Origin of the sequence: Salinimicrobium aquimaris (genome assembly GCF_035607535.1) — a bacterium.
Taxonomy (GTDB): Bacteria; Bacteroidota; Bacteroidia; order Flavobacteriales; family Flavobacteriaceae; genus Salinimicrobium.
The window spans coordinates 263,351-282,545 of record NZ_JAYDZX010000001.1 but is presented as its reverse complement, the minus strand read 5'-3'; the positions used below and the strand labels follow the sequence as shown (position 1 = coordinate 282,545).

Sequence of the window (19,195 nt, the reverse complement as noted above, 5' to 3'; positions counted from 1 at the left end):
ATGAGTGTAAAAATAACTACTGTAGCAAAACAACTTCCACAATATTCCCGGGAGACCGCAGAGGTAATTCCCTTCGTGGAAACCTGGCTAGATGGGCAGGAGGAGCGGTTTAAAAGGAAAGTGATCAAGATCTTCGAAGGGGCTGCCGTAGACAAAAGGTACTCCATCATGGAACCTTCAGAAGTTTTTACTGCCACTTCCTTTGAAGATAAGAACCGCATTTACGCAAGGGAGGTAAAGAAGCTTGGATCGGGCGTGTTGAAAAAGGCATTGGAGCAGTCGGGATGGGAAGCAGACTCTGTTGATTATCTCATCACCGTTAGCTGCACAGGGATCATGATCCCATCCCTGGATGCTTACCTTATCAACGAGTTGCAGATGAGGCAGGATGTACTTCGATTACCTGTGACAGAAATGGGTTGCGCTGCCGGAATTTCGGGTATGATCTATGCCAACAATTTTTTAAAGGCAAATCCGGGGAAGCGGGCTGCGGTTATAGCAGTAGAAAGTCCCACTGCAACCTTCCAGCTTGAAGATTTTTCTATGGCAAATATGGTGAGTGCTGCCATTTTTGGAGATGGTGCTGCATGCGTTCTTATGTCTTCTGAAGATCATGCAAAAGGCCCAAAAATCATTGGCGATGATATGTACCACTTTTTTGACGCCACACATCTCATGGGCTTTGATCTGACGGATCTTGGATTAAAGATGGTGCTCGATCCCGATGTTCCTCAAACCATTGCCGATCATTTCCCACAAATCATTCATCCATTCCTTGAGAAACATGAATCATCCATTGAAAAAGTTGAGCACCTGATCTTTCATCCCGGCGGAAAAAAGATTGTGCAAACAGTTGAAGATCTTTTTGGTAAATTAGGTAAGAATATAGATGATACGAAAGAGGTGCTGCGGCTTTACGGAAATATGAGCAGTGCTACAGTGCTCTATGTACTGGAAAGATTTCTTAACCGGCCCATACAGGAAGGGGAGCAAGGACTTATGCTGAGTTTTGGCCCCGGATTTTCGGCCCAAAAAATATTGCTGGAATGGTAAAGGACTTTGAAGGAAAAGATTACTGGGCCCTGGTGCTTGGCGGAAGTAGCGGCCTTGGTTTTGCTTCGGCCAAAAAACTGGCCGAACATGGCATGAACATCCTTGTGGTTCATCGTGACCGGAAAGATGACCTACCCGAAATCAAGTCGGCTTTTGATGAGATCAGGAAGCTTGGAGTAAAGCTTCATTCCTTTAACCGGGACGCCACCAGGAAAGACCGGCGAGAGGAGATTAGACAGGAAATGCAGGAGATATTGGGTGATTCGGGAAAAATAAGAACCATGTTGCACAGCATTTCCAAGGGAAACCTTAAATCGATGTTAGGAGGGGAGTCGACCCTTCGCAACGATGACTTTCAGCAAACCATAGATGCGATGGCCATTAGTCTTTACGACTGGACCAAATTAATTTATGATGCAGGCTTGTTTGCGAAAGATGCGCGCATTCTATCCTTTACCAGTGAAGGCAATACAAAAGCCTGGAAAGATTACGCGGCAGTTTCGGCAGCCAAGGTGGCTCTGGAGGCCATTACCCGCAGTATCGCTCTGGAGTTTGCTCCTGAAGGGATTCGGGCGAACTGCATTCAGGCGGGAGTGACGGTAACGCGTTCTCTCGAATTGATTCCCGGTTATGAAACATTAAGACAACATGCTTTGAAGAGGAATCCGTTTAAGCGACTTACGACTCCGGCCGATGTTGCCAATGCTGTTTACCTGCTAAGCAAGGACGAAGCCAGCTGGATAACGGGTACTGTGATCCCTGTAAATGGAGGGGAACACCTGAAGTAGTTAAGAGTTAATAGTTGAGAGTTTGAAGAATAAACAGTTTAAAGGGGAGACATTAGAGAATAAAGATATTATTGATCTTTTACCTTATTCTGAACCATTTCTGTTTGTAGATGAGCTGGAAAAGGTATCCGAAAATGGCATTTCCGGGACCTATACTTTTCAACAGGATGAGTTTTTTTATAAAGGACACTTTAAGGATAATCCGGTGACGCCGGGGGTCATTCTTACCGAATGTATGGCACAGATTGGAGTCGTTTGCCTCGGAATTTTTCTGCTGAAAGATACCGAACCCGAGAATTGTAGTGTAGCTCTGTCGAATTCAACTATTGATTATTACTTACCTGTTTTACCGGGAGAGAAAGTGAAGGTAGTTTCAGAAAAAGTTTATTTCAGGTTCAATAAATTGAAGTGCAACGTAAAGATGTTTAACGCTGAAGAAAAGCTGGTGTGTAAAGGAGAAATTTCAGGAATGATCAAAGCCAATGAATAGGAGAGTAGTTATAACTGGAATGGGTGTTGCCGCTCCAAATGGAGTAGGACTTGACGCATTTTCTGAAAGCCTCAAAAATGGCAAAAGCGGAATTTCATTTCATCCCGAACTTGAGCGGCTCAGGTTCAGGTGCCAGATTGCCGGTCAGCCCGAAATTCCGGAGGAAATGTTGAAAGGTTATTTCACGGACCTGGAACTGCGTGGGCTTAACAGCAGTGGGATTGTGTATGGTGTTATTTCTGGGGTTGATGCCTGGAAAGATGCCGGACTTCCTGTTGGACCTGAAACGGAAACTGATTGGGAAAGCGGGATCATCTTTGGAACCGGAATCCTTGGAGTGGATAAATTCCGGGAGGCCATTCATTTGATCGATGAAAAAAATACGCGCAGGCTTGGTAGCACGAGCGTCATCCAAACCATGGCCAGCGGGATAAGTGCCTATCTTAACAGTAAACTCGCCTGCGGAAACCAGGTGACCACCAATTCCTCGGCCTGTACTACGGGAACAGAGGCTATTTTAATGGCTGCCGAAAGAATAAGGTCCGGTAAAGCCAAGAGAATTCTCGCCGGGAGCTGCAGCGACAGCGGTCCCTATATTTGGGGAGGTTTTGATGCCATGCGCATTCTCCCTGGCAAGTACAACGATAATCCTGACGAGGGATCGCGGCCAATGAGCGAATCGGCGGCAGGGTTTGTTCCGGGGAGTGGAGCAGGGGCACTGGTGCTGGAAGACCTGGAATCGGCTTTGGAAAGAGGCGCCAGGATCTATGCTGAAGTCCTTGGAGGCCACATCAACAGCGGCGGACAAAGAAATAAAGGCAGTATGACAGCTCCAAATTCTGAAGGTGTAAAAAGATGTATCAAAAATGCCATTTTTGACGCGGGAGTTCGGGGTGATGAAATTGACAGTGTCAATGGACATTTGACTGCAACTGCCATGGATGCTACAGAAATTAAGAACTGGAGCGAAGCATTGGAAGCTTCGGGAAAAGAGTTCCCTTACATCAACAGCTTAAAAAGCCTTACCGGTCATTGCCTAAGTGCCGCCGGAAGTGTGGAAAGTGTGGCAAGCGTCCTTCAGATATCTGAGGATTTCATCTTTGGAAATATCAATTCTGAAGATCTACATCCCGAAATTTCAAAATTGGCGACCAGGGAAAAAGTACCCCAAAAAAGCCTTTTTAGAGAAGTAAATAAAGTGGCCAAAGCAAGTTTCGGATTTGGAGATGTGAATGCAGTTGTGATTTTTAGTAAATTCAGGAATTAAAATTTGCTTTTCAAGCACCAACCTTGAACCTAGAACCTCGAACCTATAGAAGATGGAAACAAATGAGATAATCTATTGCCTCAAAAAAATCGTGAAGCCTTATGTACAGAATGATCTGGCTTTTCAAGACTTTGGGGAAGAAACAGATTTTATCCAGGACCTGGAGATAAATTCGGCTAACCTGGTGGATATCGTTCTTGACGTGGAAGACGAATTCAACATTGCGATCGATAATGATTCCATGGATAACATGCTCACGGTAAATGATGCCGTGGAGATCATAAAGACAAAGCAAAGAGAACAGTGATAGGGAATGATATCATTGACCTTGAGCTCGCCGGCCAACAAAGCGACTGGAGCCGTAAAGGCTTCCTGAAAAAAGTTTTTTCAGAAGCTGAACAGTCGGTCATCACAACATCACCAGACGAAAACCTGATGGTTTGGCTTTTATGGAGCATGAAAGAAGCTGCATATAAGGCACATCAACGGGAATTCAATTTGGCCCGCCGGCTCAACTGGCTGGCACAGGAATGCAGGATTTTAGACATTACTAAAGACAAGGCTTCAGGTACGGTAAATATTTCAGGAGAAACTTATTTTACTACTTCAAAATTTACTTCAGAATATATTCATACTTCCGCAAAGAAAGATCCTGCCTTGGGTGTCAAAAATGTCATTTCTGAGGCCCTTCCTTCCGAAGTAAAACACAGGATCATTGAAGAGGTTTCAGATCATTATCAGATTGACAAAAAAGAACTTCAGCTTAAAAAAGACGCCTTAGGAATCCCTTTTTTAAGCAATAACGAAAGCTTCCATTTCGACCGGTTTTCCCTTAGCGGCCACGGTAAATTCTACGCTTACAGCCTCTCGTTAATTAACTGTGAAACATCAGTTAAACACTCTTAAGGACTTTGGACGATTTTTGGTGCAATTGTATCTTTAATTGAATCCAAAAACGAACTAAATGAAGTCTGTAGATAAGAAAGAAGTTATTAGCAGCCAGTCGGCTGAATTTATTCAACAAGCTGAACCCGGAAAATTCCACAAAATGATCCCCGATACCTTCATTATAAAGATGGATGACGGGAAACAGGGTTATGCCATAAGACATTTGAACAGGCAGGATATGCTCCTTATCGATACAACAGCATCTGGAGCAAAAGAAGGTATAAAACACCTCGTCGAGGAGGGCTACAAGATCAAAGGGATCCTGGTGACGCATAAGGATGCGCTGCAAAAGACATATGCTCCTTTAAAAGAGATCTCTGAAGATGCCGGCGGAGCACCAATTTTTAGCCATCCGGTGAATAACACTAACCTCGATTTTAACGTACGGGATATCAACGGCAAAAATGACATTTTTAAACACTTTTCTATAGAACTCACAGATTTTCCTTCGAAAAGCGGGGAAACAGCGGTCATCTATTCAGAAATAAACAACGGGATGATCTTTGCCGGAGATACTGTTGAAGCCACTTCCTACGATGAGGAAGGCGACGAGTTGAAGAGGGCAGATACGGGAAGTGAAAACAAAAACCGTGGTATTGCAGAGAACTGGCGGACTTATGTAAGGGAATTTCGCTATTTCTTTCCGTACAAGGGGAAACCTAAATTCAATCTTACAGAAGGACAGCAAAAAGATCTTATCTTGAAACTGGGCAGTACCGGAGAAGGTGGAAATAATCCTAATCTCTAATCTGCAAAATTTCATAGACTGATCAACCGCTGCGAATTCTTAGAATTCTGTGGCGGTTTTTTATAGGAGAGGGCTATTCCCTAGAGTACTTTCGCCTTCACTTCAATTCTCGGGTTTGTAAAATGGAGAATTCCGGTGGAGGTATATGGAAGGTGCTTTTCGGGTAGTCCTTTTTATTTTCTGCTAAGGGTGAACCTAAATATAAGATATTGTTAAACCACCTGCAGTTCCAACCTAATTTTGATAATTTAAAAGGAATTAAATCTTCACGAAATGTCACAACTCAACGTCACACAGAAATTGATCAAAGAACACCTTTTGAAAGGAGAAATGACTCCGGGAAAGGAGATAGGTATAAAAATCGACCAGGCTTTACTACAGGATGCTACAGGAACCCTTGTGCAGCTGGAACTGGAAGCAATGGGACTGGACAGAGCCAAGACAGAGGTTGCAGTGCAGTATGTTGATCATAACCTGTTGCAAACAGATTTTAAAAATGCCGATGATCACGCTTTTTTGCTTTCCGCTTCACAGCGGTTTGGAATTTGGTACAGCAGGCCCGGAAACGGCGTGAGTCACCCGGTACACATGGAGCGCTTTGGAAAACCCGGAAAGACGATGGTAGGTTCTGACTCCCACACTCCTGCAGCAGGATCTTTGGGAATGCTTGCCATTGGTACAGGAGGCCTTGACGTGGCGGCCGCAATAGCCGGCCAGCCATACTTTGTGAAAATGCCACAGGTGATGGGTGTGAAGCTCACCGGGAAGTTGCCAGATTGGGTGAGTGCAAAAGATGTGATACTTGAAATGCTGAGGAGGTATGACGTAAAAGGTGGAGTAGGGAAAGTGATAGAATATTACGGCCCCGGCTTAAAAGAATTGAGTGCCATGGACAGGCATGTGATCGCAAATATGGGTGCCGAACTCGGTGCGACTACTACGGTTTTTCCCAGTGATGATATAACCAGGAAATTTTTGAAAAGCCAGGATAGGGAAGAGGACTGGATAGAATTGGTCGCCGATGAAGGCTGCACCTACGACCTGGAAGATGAGATCGTTCTGGATGAGCTGGTCCCTCTAATTGCCAAACCTACCAGCCCTGGAAATGTGGTGCCGGTTAGAGAAGTTGAAGGAAAGGAAATAGGGCAGGTGGTGATTGGATCATCAGCTAACCCGGGGGTTAGGGACTTCTGGGTTGCAGGAGCGATTGTGGATGGCAAAGCCACCCGGGAAGAAGTGTCTTTTGATATCAATCCAACTTCAAGGCAGGTGATCCAGAATTTGATCGCAAATAAGGGATTTGAGAAACTAATCGCTGCAGGAGCAAGGTTCCATCAATCCGGTTGTATGGGATGTATTGGAATGGGCCAGGCACCGGCTTCAGATACCATCAGTTTAAGAACTATGCCAAGGAATTTCCCAAGCAGGTCGGGAACAGAAGATGACCAGGTGTATCTATGCAGCCCCGAGACTGCAGCAGCTTCAGCTTTAACAGGAAAGATCACAGATCCGCGTGACCTGGAGCAGCTTTATGACATGAAATATCCGAAATATGAGTATCCTGAAAAAGAATTGATCAACACCATGATGCTGGTAAAACCACCGGAAGATGGTTCTCATGTGGAACTAAAAAAGGGACCCAACATCAAATCACTTCCATACATTGAGCCTTTAAGAGAGAGCTGTGATGTGCCTGTCTTGCTCAAAATGGGAGATAATATCTCAACAGATGAAATTCTGCGGGCAGGAGCAGAGGTGCTGCCTTTCCGGAGTAATTTACCCGAAATAAGTAAATTCTCATATTCGGTCATTGATGATACCTTCTATGACAGGGCGCAGGAAGCTAAAGATCATTATGGCGGGCACGTAGTAGTGGCAAAGGATAACTATGCACAAGGGTCGAGCAGGGAGCACGCTGCCTTGGCACCAAAATACCTGGGACAGATCGCCGTGATTGCCAATTCTTATGCCCGTATTGCCTGGCAGAATCTGGTGAATTTCGGAATCCTGCCACTTGAATTCATTGATATTGCCGATTATGACAAAATTGAGCAGGGCGATCAGGTAAGTCTCCTGAATTTAAGGGAGGATGTGAAGAACAGAAACAACATTAAAGTTGTCATTGAAAAGAGTAGTGGTGAGACTGTTGAAATCGAAACCAAACACAGTATGAGTGACCGGCAGATCCAGGTGCTGCTTAAAGGAGGAATCATTAACGAATTCAAGGAACAACTTAAGAATAAAGATATTAATGCTGTGAAAGAGAATACTGTGACCGATAATGAGAGAAAACAGGTAAAATAAAAAAAGAGGGGTCAGAAATAGGGCGGATTGAAGGACGATAAAGTCAGCTTGTCCTAAACTGTCTTAGACTCAGAGTTTTTGACCTGGATTTTTATGATTCTTTTAAGTGTAGATGCTGAAATGAACCAGGAAGACATTCTGGCTTCTTGTAAAATTCTAATGAATAATACGATTCAGCGATCTACAGCAGTTGTCTGGTATTTAATATTTTAGTTCAAATTAAAGATCATGAAAAAGTATTTTAGTTTTACCGGAAGGTTTGTGGGAGTACTTGTGATCCTGGGTTCTTTACTAGCTGCCTGTGGTAGTGCAAACCGCAATATGGCAGATGATCCGGAGTATCGGAAAATGGTAGAAGAGGTGAGCGATCTGGAATTTGAAATAGAGAACGATTGGGCGAATCCCACTCAATATAACAGAGTAAACCTATTGGGGAATCCTAACCGTATAAAATTCGAAAATGACTCTGTAGAAGTATATCTGCCATTCTTTGGAGAAAGATATGCCGGTGGCGGCTATGATCCGGATGACGGAGCCATACAATTTAAAGGAGTTCCAAAGAACCTGGAACTCCGTGAAAATCCCGGAAAAGGAACTGTAAATATCTTTTTTGAAGGCAACAGGAGTACCGAAAATCTGGATTTCCTTATCACTATCTTTCCTAACGGGGTAGCTCGTACTTCAGTAACTTCTACTCAAAGGGAAACGATCATTTATGACGGAAAATTGATAAACCGGTAGTCCATGGCAACATTAAAAACAAAGCCTACAGAAGCCAGTGTAGAAGATTTTCTCGAGCAGGTAGAAAATGAACAGCGGAAAGCCGACTGTTGTGAGCTTTTGCAGATATTTTCTGAAGTTACCGGGGAATCTGCAAAAATGTGGGGAGAAAATATGATTGGTTTTGGACAATACCATTATAAATATAAATCGGGTCACGAAGGAGAATGGTTCTTAACAGGATTTTCTCCCAGGAAGCAAAATCTTACAATTTATATTATGACCGGTTTTCAGGACTATGAAGAACTATTAAAGGACCTGGGGAAATATAAAACTTCCTCCTCATGTTTATACCTGAAAAAGTTGGATGATGTGGACAGGGGAGTTCTAAAAAAGTTAATCAGCCATTCTGTGGAGGACATGAGGAAGAAATACAAATAGCAACCTGTTCTCCTTGTTTTCTATTTTACATAATATAAATTATAGTGCAAATATATAATTTAAGTATTTATACAAGGATTACTGTACTTCAGATTTAATCCACTTGTAAAGATACCATTGGCCCACCTGTAAATCCTACCAGAAAAATCCGGTTTCTTATTTGAGAATTCTGCGGAAAATATATTTCCTTCTGATGCATTCCCAAGGATCCTGGAAGAAAAATTAGAATCAGAATGTTTGTAAAATGAAATTTGAAAGCATTTCTCCAACTATGATCGCAAACTCAGCTCCCAAACTATCTGAAGTAAACTTTCGGAAAATTAAGTACCTTATGCATCCTAACTAAAAACCAGAAAATGAAAAACAAATTTTTAAAGTTGTCTTCTGTCCTGCTAATTTCCGTGTTTTCAGGTGTTAGCGGAATTCGGGCGCAGGAACTTGAAGGATCCTGGGAAGGGAAATTGAGTGTACAGGGCACAGAATTGCCTCTTAAATTCGACATTTCCAGGGAAAATGACTCTTTTTCAGGAACTATGGATAGTCCGCTACAGGGAGCTTTTGGATTACTGCTTGACAAGGTCGAACTTGAAGATGATCAGGTGACCCTCTCCTACTCCCAGATCGGTGCTACTTATACAGGTTCTTTAAGTGGAGAGACTATCACAGGAACTTTTAGGCAATCTGGCCAGGAATTCCCCCTCATCCTTAAGAAAGTGGAAAAAACTGTTCCGGGAGATCCTGCTCTGCCCTCCTCCGAAAAAGAATTAGAGCAATTGGCCGCTTATGATCAGGGGAAATATAAATACGAAGTCGAAGATTACTTTGCAAAACCAAAGGCGAGTTCCTTCCAGTTCTCACCAGATGGTAAATACATGTCTTACCGGGAAAAGGATGAGAATGCAAAGAATCATGTATATGTAAAAAATCTGAAGACTAACGAAATAACCCGTGCGATTGAAGAAAAAGAGGAACTAGTACGGGGTTATGGCTGGGCTAATGAGGATAGACTTCTTTATGTAATGGACAAAGGAGGGAATGAAAATTATCATTTATACGCAGCAGATGTTGACGGTTCCAATACCATGGATTTGACGCCCTTTGAAGGAGTACAGACTCAGATCCTTGATCTTCTAAAGGACGATAAAAACCACGTCATCGTTTCCATGAACAAGGAAAATGCACAGGTCTTTGAACCCTATAAGGTCAATATTGAAACCGGGGAGATTACCAGGTTATACTCCAATGAGGACATCGCAAATCCCATTATGAACTACCTCTTTGACAAGGACGGGGCTTTGCGGGGATTCGTGCGCTTGCGGGAAGGTGTTAACATGGATCTTTACTACAAAAAAAATTCTGAAAGTGATGAATTTGAAGTTGTAAAGCAAATCAACTGGAAAGATACTTTTAATCCTTCCCTGAATTATGCAACTGAATATCCTCATGATGCATATGTAGTTTCAAACCTGGAAACAGACAAGAATACGGTTTACCTCTATGATCTGAAGGAAGATAAAGTGATCAAAAAGCTATTTTCAAATGATAATTATGATATTTCGGGAGTTTCCCTTTCAAGAAACCGCAATTATGAACTGGATTATTACACATTCCAGGGCGAAAAACGGGAAATTGTACCGGTAAGCGATTACTATAAAAAATTACATAAAAGAATCACCCAGAAATTCCCTGATAAGCAGTATTCCATTGCAGATAAAACCGACGATGAAAGCAAATATCTTATTTTCCTCCAAAGTGATAAACTGTACGGAGAATATTGGTCGTATGACGTAGCAGCCGATAAGTTTGAGCTGTTGTATAATCTAATGCCTCAACTCAAGGCAGAAGACATGGCCGAAATGAGACCAATCACTTTTAAAAGCAGGGATGGAAAGACTATTCATGGCTATATCACCTTACCTAAAGCTGCCTTAGAAGGGAAAAAAGTGCCTGTTATTGTTAATCCGCATGGGGGACCGCAGGGAATACGGGATACATGGGGCTTTAATCCCGAAGCGCAGCTATTTGCCAGCCGCGGCTATGCAACCTTACAGGTAAACTTCAGAATTTCGGGAGGTTATGGCCGGGAATTCATGGAATCCGGGTTTAAGCAGATAGGAAGAAAAGCTATGGACGATGTGGAAGATGGTTTACAATACGTGATCGACCAGGGTTGGGTTGATCCTGATAAAGCAGCGATCTATGGTGGTAGCCACGGTGGATACGCGGTGCTAAGAGGTCTCACCAAAACGCCAGATCTCTATGCTGCAGGTGTGGATTATGTGGGTGTTTCCAACATCTTTACGTTTATGGAAACCATTCCGCCTTACTGGAAACCTTATGAAAAAATCCTGAGAGAGATATGGTATGACGAGAACATTCCCGAAGAGCGCGCCATCATAGAGGAAGTTTCTCCGGTCTTCCACATTGATAAGATCAAAAAACCATTACTTGTGGTTCAGGGTGCCAATGATCCCCGGGTCAACATAGATGAGTCCGATCAAATTGTAAGGGCACTGCGTGCAAAAGGTGTTGATGTTCCTTATATGGTCAAATATGATGAAGGCCACGGCTTTGGTAAAGAAGAAAACCGCATTTATCTTTATAAAGCAATGTTAGGCTTTTATGCAAAGCATTTGAAAGATCAGGAACTTCAACCAGAATTTAGAGATTAAAATTGGATAGAACTCAGTAATCCTTCTAACCTCCCAAAAATACATTTTTTGGGAGGTTATTTTTTCAGAACAGGTTTGGCACAGATCTCCATATACTATTTCCATTTGAGAATATCTCTTATGATCTTTAGGTGATGACCGGTATGGATCACCAGGAATTTAGTTGTTTCATCTCTTTTAATGTGTCCAAAATAAGGATGCTCAAAAAAGGCATTTTCAGGTAGCTCTAAGATTCCGGGAATTTTTTCTTTTGCCATGTCTATCTGTGCCTTTAATACTTCTTCGGAAACATTCTCCTCGGGAACTACCTTTTTTGGAGCCCTTGCTTTTCCTCTTGGAATGCGGCCGGTAAGGTACACGAACTCTTTGATCCAGCTGAATTTCTTTTGGTATCTACCGGGATCGGAAGTCGTTATAGCATCAAGGATAGAATGAATGACCTTCAGGTTGTGAGCCAGGTGCCATCCTACGGGAGCTTTGGAGATCTCAGGGTCGAGCTGTTCTTTCTTTTGGATATACTGCTCCATCTCCTCTAACTGTGCCTGAAGTTTTTTTGATTTCATTCTTTTTATCTTCTTTTTCTAAAAGTATTGAAAAATAAGCACCCGTCGACTTTGGCCGTGACGGGTGCTCTAAAAAAGTTCTGGTATGTGAATCAATCTTGAGTCAAAACCGGGTTTTTTGTGGTGAGAAAGGTTGTTATTCCTTCAGCAAAATCTTCGAGAAATTCTTCCAGCTCTTCAATAAAGGCCGGGTCCTTTTCTTTCCTGTTGATCGTAAGATGAATTACGACCTTTTCGGGTTCGGGAGGAAAACCTGTAGTAACGGTCCAGCTCAAAGCGTTCGGGCATTCCTTCAAAGCGAAACGTACACCGCCGGCAATGGGATCCCGGGTTAGGGTAAATTCACCCCAAATCCCGCCTGTGCGAACATGATGGTCATTAGGCTCATCTATTAAGAGGAGGCTGCTGTTAAAAGAATTTAGTTCTTTGAGGGCAAGCCGTGAACATAGTTCTGCTTCGGAAATCTCTATTTCAACACTCCTAAAAAATTCCATTTTAGATCCTTTAGCTGGCCAATTCCTTCTTATTTGTCAATTCATCCTGAATATTGGATGGAACAGGTTGATAGCCGTTAAAACTGGTGCTAAAGGTCGCCCTTCCTTTTGTAAGGGAACGAAGTTCGGTAGAGAATCCGAACAAGGCAGATTCCGGAGCAATACACTTCAGGATCTGATAGTTCTCTGCACTTTCAATTCCCTGGATGATCGAACGCCGACTTTGAAGCTCGGTCATTACATTTCCAACCATATCTTCAGGAACCCTCACTGTTAGGTCAAGAGCGGGTTCGAGAAGTTTTGGATCGGCATCCAAAAATGCCTTTTTAAAGGCATGAGCCCCGGCAATTTTAAAGGAGATGTCATTGGAATCCACAGAATGCATTTTCCCGTCATAGACCATTGCTCTCACATCCCTAATATATGAACCGGTCAAGGGACCATTTTCCATTACTTCTATGATTCCTTTCATTACCGAAGGCAGATAACGTTGATCGATTACCCCTCCAACTATACAGTTATAAAAGACTAATTTACCACCCCAGGGCAAATCAACTTCTTCTTTCCCCCTGATATTAAATCCTTCCGGCTCCGGCATATTTTCCTCCCAGGGCTCGATCTTCAAATGTACCTCTGCAAACTGACCGGATCCTCCCGACTGTTTCTTGTGCCGGTAACTGGACCCTGAAGATCGCTGAATGGTCTCTCTAAAGGCGATCTTCGGATTTTTAAATTCGGCCTCCACTCCATGAATATTTTTCAGCAGCCAATCTATTGTTGCCAAATGAAGTTCTCCCTGGCAAGCCAGGATCAACTGCCTGGACTCATTTGAAAAGGTAATTTCCACCGTTGGATCCTGGCTATGGATCTTTTTAAGGGCATCACTTAGTTTCTCCTCGTCCTTTGTATTTACTGCAGAAACAGCTCTTCTTATTCTTGGCTGTGGATACTCAATAGGTTCAATAGTAATTTCTTCCCCGGCAGCAGTTAATGTGTCATTTGTTTCTGTATGTTTCAGTTTTAAAGTAGCCCCAATATCCCCTACTACAAGTTTTGAAATAGGGTTTCTCTCTTTTCCATCCATTATGAAAAGCTGGTTGAAGACCTCTGTTTCACCACTTCTGGAATTCACCAACTTATCATTTACTTTCACCTCTCCCCTTTTGACCTTGAAGAAAGTAACCTGACCTAAATTGGGTTGATGAATGGTCTTAAAAACGAACAGCACAGGAGATTCTTTGGGTTTTGGAGCTATCTCCTTGCCTTTCTTGCTTTTTTCAGCTTTTAAGTCAACGGCCGCGGGAGCTACATTATCTATAAAGCCCATCAACCTACCGCTACCCATATCATTAAGGGCAGATGTGCAGAAAACCGGGAACAGGTCATAATTGAGCATTCCGGCTTTTATTCCTTTCCGCATTTCATCTTCATTGAGGGATCCTTTCTCAAAGAACAATTCCATTAATTCTTCATCATTTTCCGCTGCCTTTTCCACCAGTTCGTTATGTAAAGCAACAGCTAAATTTTTTTGATCATCGGGTATAGCAAGTTTTTCGGGCTTCCCTCCTTCCGCCGGGAATTTGTACATCTTCATTTTGAGTACATCAATGATACATTGCCTGCCATCTATCATCAATGGATATTGCATTTTAACTGCTTTGTTCCCCACCAGGTTCTTGATGGAATTGAAGGCAGTTTCAAAATTGAGTCCGGGGTGATCTATTTGATTGATGACAAAAACGGTGGGCTTTTGGTAAACCCTAATGTAGTTCCAAATGATCTCTGTGCCGACTTCCACGCCGTACTGCCCGTTGAGGACGGTTACTATAGTATCGGCCACTCTTATTGAAGAAATTATCTCGCCTATATAATCATCCAGACCCGGAGTATCTATAATGTTGATCTTGTAATTCCGCCACTCGGTATGTAAAGGAGTTGCAAAGACAGAATTCCCTTTTTCATGTTCAATTTCATGATAATCTGAAACTGTGTTCCTGGCCTCTACTGTACCTCGCCTGTTGATCAATCCGGCTTCAAACAACATAGTTTCTGCCAGGGTGGTTTTGCCCGCGTTATGAGCGCCAACAAAGACTACATTCTTAATGTGTTTGTCATCGTAAATTTTCATCTTTAAAAGTTTTTAGTGGAATGAGAAGAGAAATGCATTCGAAAAGCCCGGTTCTTGAAGTTGAGAAGTAAAAAGGACAGACCATTTTTTCCGGTTTTATCGACTTATATAATCACCCTTAAATTTATTATTTTGAAGCCATATACTTTTTGAATCAATAAATTTTTTGGCGCTTTCATGATTAATATCATAAAAGAAATTAGTTTTAAACCGGGAAGTGATAATTTGGAAACAAATTTTCCTCTGCTGTAACTTTTAAAGCCTGGAAGAGTCTTACTATAAACAAATTTTTCATGAAGAAAGTAATCTATGCTTTGGCATTCACTGCCACTATCTGGGGATGTAAAGCCCCTCAAACCAACGTTTCTGAAGACCAGCCCATCGTTACTACCATGGATCTGGCCAATGTACAGGATGATAAGATCATGGTCACTGTTGATCCCGGACAGATAAAGACTGATACTATTACTTTTTATATTCCAAAGATCGTTCCCGGCACCTATTCTACCGCCAACTATGGAAAATATGCTGAAGATTTAAAAGCTTACGATTACAAGGGAAATGAGCTTAGCGTCACTGCAAAGGATGAGAACAGCTGGAGGATTACCGGTGCGACCAGGCTGGATAAGGTTACCTATTGGATGAACGATACTTTTGATGTTCCGGGAGAAGGCGGTATTTATTCTATGGCCGGCACGAACATCAATAAGGATAATAATTTTCTTCTGAATCTTCACGGTTTTGTGGGTTATTTTAATGGGTTAACAGAAGAACCTTACCGCCTGGAGATCATTAGGCCAAAGGATCTTTATGCCGGAAGTGCCCTGGACCTCTTTGCAACACAGGAAGTAGATCCAAACACACAAAAGGATATCTTCAGCGTTAACAGGTATTTTGAGGTGACCGATAATCCTATTATGTACGCAGCTCCGGATACGGCTTCCTTTAAGGTAGATAATATGAATGTATTGCTGCATGTTTATTCTCCTTCCGGGAAATTCAGCTCTCAGGATTTCAAGCCTGCAATGGAGAAAATGATCACTGCCCAAAAAGCCTTTTTGGGGGAAGTAGATGATACAGATAAATATGCGATCCTTCTCTACCTGTCGGCTACTCCCGGAGAAGGTGATGCGGCCAACTTTGGAGCTTTGGAACATCACACTTCTACTGTTGTGGTAATGCCCGAGCAAATGGACCTGAAAGCACTAAATGAATCTCTCACAGATATAGTTTCACACGAGTTCTTTCACATTCTTACACCTCTAGGAATCCATTCAAATGAGGTGCATTACTTTGATTATAATGATCCTTTAATGTCACAACATCTTTGGTTATACGAAGGGGTAACCGAATATTTTGCCAACCTTTTCCAGGTGAATCAGGATCTTATTTCAAGGCAGGATTTTTACGACAGGATCCAGGAAAAGATAGGTGTTTCTAAGAATTTTGATGATACCATGTCCTTTACTGAAATGAGCCGCAATATCCTGGAAGACGAATATAAGAACAGTTATTACAATGTGTATCAAAAGGGAGCCCTCATAGGAATGGCCCTGGACATTAGGTTAAGGGAGCTGAGTAACGGAGAAATGGGTCTTCTTGACCTAATGAAACAGCTAACAAGCTTATATGGTAAAAACACGCCATTTGAAGATGAAGAATTGTTTTCTGTGATCGAAGAATTAACCTATCCTGAAATAGGAGAATTTTTCGAAAAATATGTTAGTGGCACTACCCCAATTCCATATGACGATTTCTTTAAAAAAGTTGGTCTTGAAATGAGGGAGGGAGAAATTCCTGTGGGTTATTTTCTTCAGGATCCTGCAACTCCCTATATAACTGTAAATGCTTCAGGAGAAATAGTACTTAAAAATGATCTACCCCTAAGTACCTTCTTTGAAGAACTTGGACTTAAAGGAGGAGATGTTATCAAAAGCATTAACGGCAAAGCCTATAATGTACAGAATGTTTATGATCTTATTGGAGATTCAGCAAACTGGAGTGTAGGAGATCCCATCAGCTTCACAATTATTAGAGATGGTAAGGAAATGGAAGTGAAAGGGAAGGTAGTGGAACCTATGGCCACGGGCTTAAGACTTGTCGAGATCATGAATCCCAATGATGAGCAAATGGAGTTAAGACATAGCTGGTTAAAATCATAATTCCGGTACTTTTTAAAATGAAAAGAGCGGCAATAAAAACTGCCGCTCTTTTTTTATCTCAAAAAAGTATTTTTAGATCTTCTTTACTCTTACGGCATTCATGCCCTTAAGACCTTTTTCAAGCTCAAAGCTCACTTTGTCACCTTCACTAATTTCATCAATAAGGCCTGTAACGTGCACAAAATATTTTTCCTGAGTTGTGGAGTCCAGGATAAATCCGAATCCTTTGGAAGAGTCAAAAAAGGAAACTTTTCCTTCTTTGCTAAAATCAGTTTCTTCATCTGAATCCTCTTTCTTAGGGATACCAATCTCAATACTTTCAGCATCTACCTCTATTTTTTGAGATGGATCTGGAGGAGTATCGGTGAGGTTTCCAAACTCATCTACATAAGCAAATTCTGAAACAGATTCACCACTTGCTTTTCTTTCTTCCTTTTTCTTCTTCTTTTCTTCACGCTTCTTTAAGCGTTTTTTTTCTTTTTCAATTTTGTTGTACGTCTGTTGTGACTTTGCCATTAGCGATTTAATTGGATTTCAGTTGAATATAAATAAAATAATCTGAAGTACTAAAAGAAGATTGGAAAAATATCTTGGAGAAGATTTACCTAAAATTGTTCTAGCCTTGGATGTGGTACAAAGTTATAACTTCTTTTTGTCTTTTAAGGAATCTATTTGACCTTGAGGTTCAATTTATTATAATTTACAAAAATCCTTCTGAAAAATCTCATTTTTCAATTATATAGGCATCCAAAGGTTCTTCAAAGGCTATGAAGAGCACACAAGGGCCAGAATCTCCACATTTGGCTGTGTGTGCTTTCTTTGCAGGTCCATAGGCATAGGATCCCGTAATTAATGTTTGAGAAGGTTCTCCTTCATAGGTTACCTCAAGCTCTCCCGAGATTAATACCATTCGTTCGGCCGAGGTATGAGCATGATTGGGAATATCTGCGCCGGCAGGAACTTTAAAAAGAATATCTACATTTTTTTTAGCTGGATCTCCATGTAATACAGCTATTTCACATCCCTGCGGCATAAAATCGGGACACGGTCCCCACTGCAGGTCTTTGTCATTAGCATCATGTACCACAGAGGTGGTCTCACTAAGCTTGTTATCCTGTGCCAAAACTTCTACACAATAAAAAAGTAATAAGCCGATAAACACGAGGATCTTAATCTGTTCCCTGTTTTTCATAAGAAAAGTATTAGAATTAAAAAGTCAGGGGAACAATAACTACGGAAGTCCGTGTTATAATGATCATTTGTTTTGAAACCGGAAAGGTTTATCTAAAGATAATCATTAATTCGACTCGCAGTCATTTTATTATTTCTTTACCGGCACCAGGTATACCGGAATTTTTGTCTTTTCCAGGATCTTTTCGGCCACGGTGCCCATTAAAAGCTTTTCAAGGACAGAATGGCTATGAGTGCCCATAACCAGAATATTAGCCCCCCACTCTTCCCCATACGCCATTATAGTTTTTGCTGTATCACCTTCAGCAAGATGGGTTTTCACTTGCGGATCATTAAGATGAGATTTGGCTTTTTCAAGGAATTCTTCAGCGATATTTTTCATTTCCATTGCCACATCGAGGTCTGGCCCCATTCCTGAATAGCCATCATACCCCATGAAAGTAGGATATTGAGCTCCATAAAATCCCACATCATCCAATACATGGATAAGACAAACTTCAGCATTGAGATTTTTGGCGAGTTCGTAACCCTGTTCAGCAACTTTTTCAGAAACAGGATTATAATCTACGGCAATGAGTATTTTTTTCATAACTGGCTTTTCCTTAAAAATACGAAAATTCGTGAAAATGATGACTTCTTAGTCAAAGTCGTAAGGAAATCGCAATCAATTTTTTAGTATTCAAAAATGACGTTTTTCATGTATAATGTTTTTCCTTCTTCGTATATTTAAGAGGATCAAAAACTAGAGGCTCATGAAAACAACAAGAGAATCTGCCCGGCAAGAAAGTCACAGAAAGGTAACGCACGGCCTGCAGGAACTGCTGGAAAAAAACTATGAGGCCGAAAAAGATTACAAAACAGCCCGGGAACGCACTAAAAATGCGACTTTAAAGGAATTCTTTAAAAAGCAGGCGGCAAGGAAGAATCATTTCGCAACAGAAATTGATCATCAACTACACTCTCTTAATGAACATCCCGGAGATTCCGGTTCAATCTTAGGGGAATTGAACAGGACCTGGATCAACCTTAAAACATCTCTGGAAAAAGATACAGATAAGGCACTTTTGGAGGAATGCCTTCGGGGTGAAAAGAACAGTGTGGAAGAATATGAAACCAAACTGAGAAAGAGCAACTTTCCTGCTAAGATTGAGGACGTACTACGCCGTCATTTAGCTGAAATCAGGGAAAGTATTTCTGAAATGAAATCGATGAAGCAATTACACTAA

19 protein-coding genes are annotated in these 19,195 nt (G+C 41.7%); 13 read left to right on the top strand and 6 right to left on the bottom strand.

Features of this window, described 5'->3' with window-relative positions; translation table 11 throughout:
* The 11 genes from VR862_RS01305 to VR862_RS01255 all read left to right on the top strand — a co-directional run bounded on the left by VR862_RS01305 (position 1) and on the right by VR862_RS01255 (position 11,431).
* Positions 1-1,053 (top strand): type III polyketide synthase, encoded by a 1,053-nt coding sequence (locus VR862_RS01305; protein ID WP_324719134.1) that lies wholly within the window; start codon positions 1-3, stop codon positions 1,051-1,053.
* A complete protein-coding gene (locus VR862_RS01300) occupies positions 1,047-1,841 on the top strand; it encodes an enoyl-ACP reductase FabI (RefSeq protein ID WP_324719133.1) in 795 nt (264 codons plus the stop codon). Before VR862_RS01305 ends, VR862_RS01300 begins: the two co-directional genes overlap by 7 nt.
* 22 nt (positions 1,842-1,863) lie before the next feature.
* The gene (locus tag VR862_RS01295) at positions 1,864-2,331 is read left to right on the top strand and encodes a 3-hydroxyacyl-ACP dehydratase FabZ family protein (RefSeq protein ID WP_324719132.1); all 468 of its coding nucleotides are present in this window, start codon (positions 1,864-1,866) and stop codon (positions 2,329-2,331) included.
* The gene (locus VR862_RS01290; RefSeq protein WP_324719131.1) at positions 2,324-3,598 is read left to right on the top strand and encodes a beta-ketoacyl-[acyl-carrier-protein] synthase family protein; all 1,275 of its coding nucleotides are present in this window, start codon (positions 2,324-2,326) and stop codon (positions 3,596-3,598) included. The genes VR862_RS01295 and VR862_RS01290 overlap by 8 nt, the downstream gene beginning before the upstream one ends.
* Before the next feature lie 52 nt (positions 3,599-3,650).
* The gene (locus VR862_RS01285; protein WP_324719130.1) at positions 3,651-3,905 is read left to right on the top strand and encodes an acyl carrier protein; all 255 of its coding nucleotides are present in this window, start codon (positions 3,651-3,653) and stop codon (positions 3,903-3,905) included.
* Positions 3,902-4,504: a 4'-phosphopantetheinyl transferase family protein gene (locus tag VR862_RS01280; RefSeq protein ID WP_324719129.1), complete on the top strand. Its 603-nt coding sequence runs from the start codon at positions 3,902-3,904 to the stop codon at positions 4,502-4,504. Before VR862_RS01285 ends, VR862_RS01280 begins: the two co-directional genes overlap by 4 nt.
* A 58-nt stretch (positions 4,505-4,562) precedes the next feature.
* Positions 4,563-5,294, top strand: coding sequence for a hypothetical protein (locus VR862_RS01275; protein ID WP_324719128.1), 732 nt, complete (start codon positions 4,563-4,565; stop codon positions 5,292-5,294).
* Between the two features lie 273 nt (positions 5,295-5,567).
* Positions 5,568-7,598 carry an aconitate hydratase gene (locus tag VR862_RS01270; RefSeq protein ID WP_324719127.1) on the top strand — a complete coding sequence of 677 codons (2,031 nt, stop codon included), beginning with the start codon at positions 5,568-5,570 and terminating at the stop codon, positions 7,596-7,598.
* Positions 7,599-7,826: 228 nt separating this feature from the next.
* Positions 7,827-8,339, top strand: coding sequence for a DUF4251 domain-containing protein (locus tag VR862_RS01265; RefSeq protein ID WP_324719126.1), 513 nt, complete (start codon positions 7,827-7,829; stop codon positions 8,337-8,339).
* Positions 8,340-8,342: 3 nt separating this feature from the next.
* Positions 8,343-8,759 (top strand): DUF1801 domain-containing protein, encoded by a 417-nt coding sequence (locus VR862_RS01260; RefSeq protein ID WP_324719125.1) that lies wholly within the window; start codon positions 8,343-8,345, stop codon positions 8,757-8,759.
* A 356-nt stretch (positions 8,760-9,115) separates the two neighbouring features.
* Entirely contained in the window at positions 9,116-11,431 is a 2,316-nt protein-coding gene (locus VR862_RS01255) for a S9 family peptidase (protein WP_324719124.1), read from the top strand.
* A 95-nt stretch (positions 11,432-11,526) separates the two neighbouring features.
* Here VR862_RS01255 and VR862_RS01250 read toward each other — a convergent pair whose 3' ends face one another.
* From VR862_RS01250 to VR862_RS01240, 3 genes are all read right to left on the bottom strand, one after another.
* Positions 11,527-11,994 carry a DUF1569 domain-containing protein gene (locus VR862_RS01250; RefSeq protein WP_324719123.1) on the bottom strand — a complete coding sequence of 156 codons (468 nt, stop codon included), beginning with the start codon at positions 11,992-11,994 and terminating at the stop codon, positions 11,527-11,529.
* 92 nt (positions 11,995-12,086) lie between these two features.
* The gene (locus tag VR862_RS01245) at positions 12,087-12,488 is read right to left on the bottom strand and encodes a hypothetical protein (protein WP_324719122.1); all 402 of its coding nucleotides are present in this window, start codon (positions 12,486-12,488) and stop codon (positions 12,087-12,089) included.
* Positions 12,489-12,498: 10 nt separating this feature from the next.
* Positions 12,499-14,616: an elongation factor G gene (locus VR862_RS01240; protein ID WP_324719121.1), complete on the bottom strand. Its 2,118-nt coding sequence runs from the start codon at positions 14,614-14,616 to the stop codon at positions 12,499-12,501.
* Between the two features lie 293 nt (positions 14,617-14,909).
* On the opposite strand from VR862_RS01240, the gene VR862_RS01235 reads away from it, so the two are divergent.
* Positions 14,910-16,778 carry a M61 family metallopeptidase gene (locus tag VR862_RS01235; protein ID WP_324719120.1) on the top strand — a complete coding sequence of 623 codons (1,869 nt, stop codon included), beginning with the start codon at positions 14,910-14,912 and terminating at the stop codon, positions 16,776-16,778.
* A gap of 72 nt (positions 16,779-16,850) precedes the next feature.
* Here VR862_RS01235 and VR862_RS01230 read toward each other — a convergent pair whose 3' ends face one another.
* The 3 genes from VR862_RS01230 to VR862_RS01220 form a co-directional block, all read right to left on the bottom strand.
* Positions 16,851-17,294 carry a cold-shock protein gene (locus tag VR862_RS01230; protein WP_324719119.1) on the bottom strand — a complete coding sequence of 148 codons (444 nt, stop codon included), beginning with the start codon at positions 17,292-17,294 and terminating at the stop codon, positions 16,851-16,853.
* A 208-nt stretch (positions 17,295-17,502) separates the two neighbouring features.
* A complete protein-coding gene (locus VR862_RS01225; protein ID WP_324719118.1) occupies positions 17,503-17,970 on the bottom strand; it encodes a cupin domain-containing protein in 468 nt (155 codons plus the stop codon).
* A 129-nt stretch (positions 17,971-18,099) separates the two neighbouring features.
* Positions 18,100-18,558, bottom strand: a complete 459-nt coding sequence (locus VR862_RS01220) for a universal stress protein (protein WP_324719117.1) — start codon at positions 18,556-18,558, stop codon at positions 18,100-18,102.
* A gap of 163 nt (positions 18,559-18,721) precedes the next feature.
* Here VR862_RS01220 and VR862_RS01215 point away from each other — a divergent pair, with 163 nt between their 5' ends.
* The gene (locus VR862_RS01215) at positions 18,722-19,195 is read left to right on the top strand and encodes a ferritin-like domain-containing protein (RefSeq protein ID WP_324719116.1); all 474 of its coding nucleotides are present in this window, start codon (positions 18,722-18,724) and stop codon (positions 19,193-19,195) included.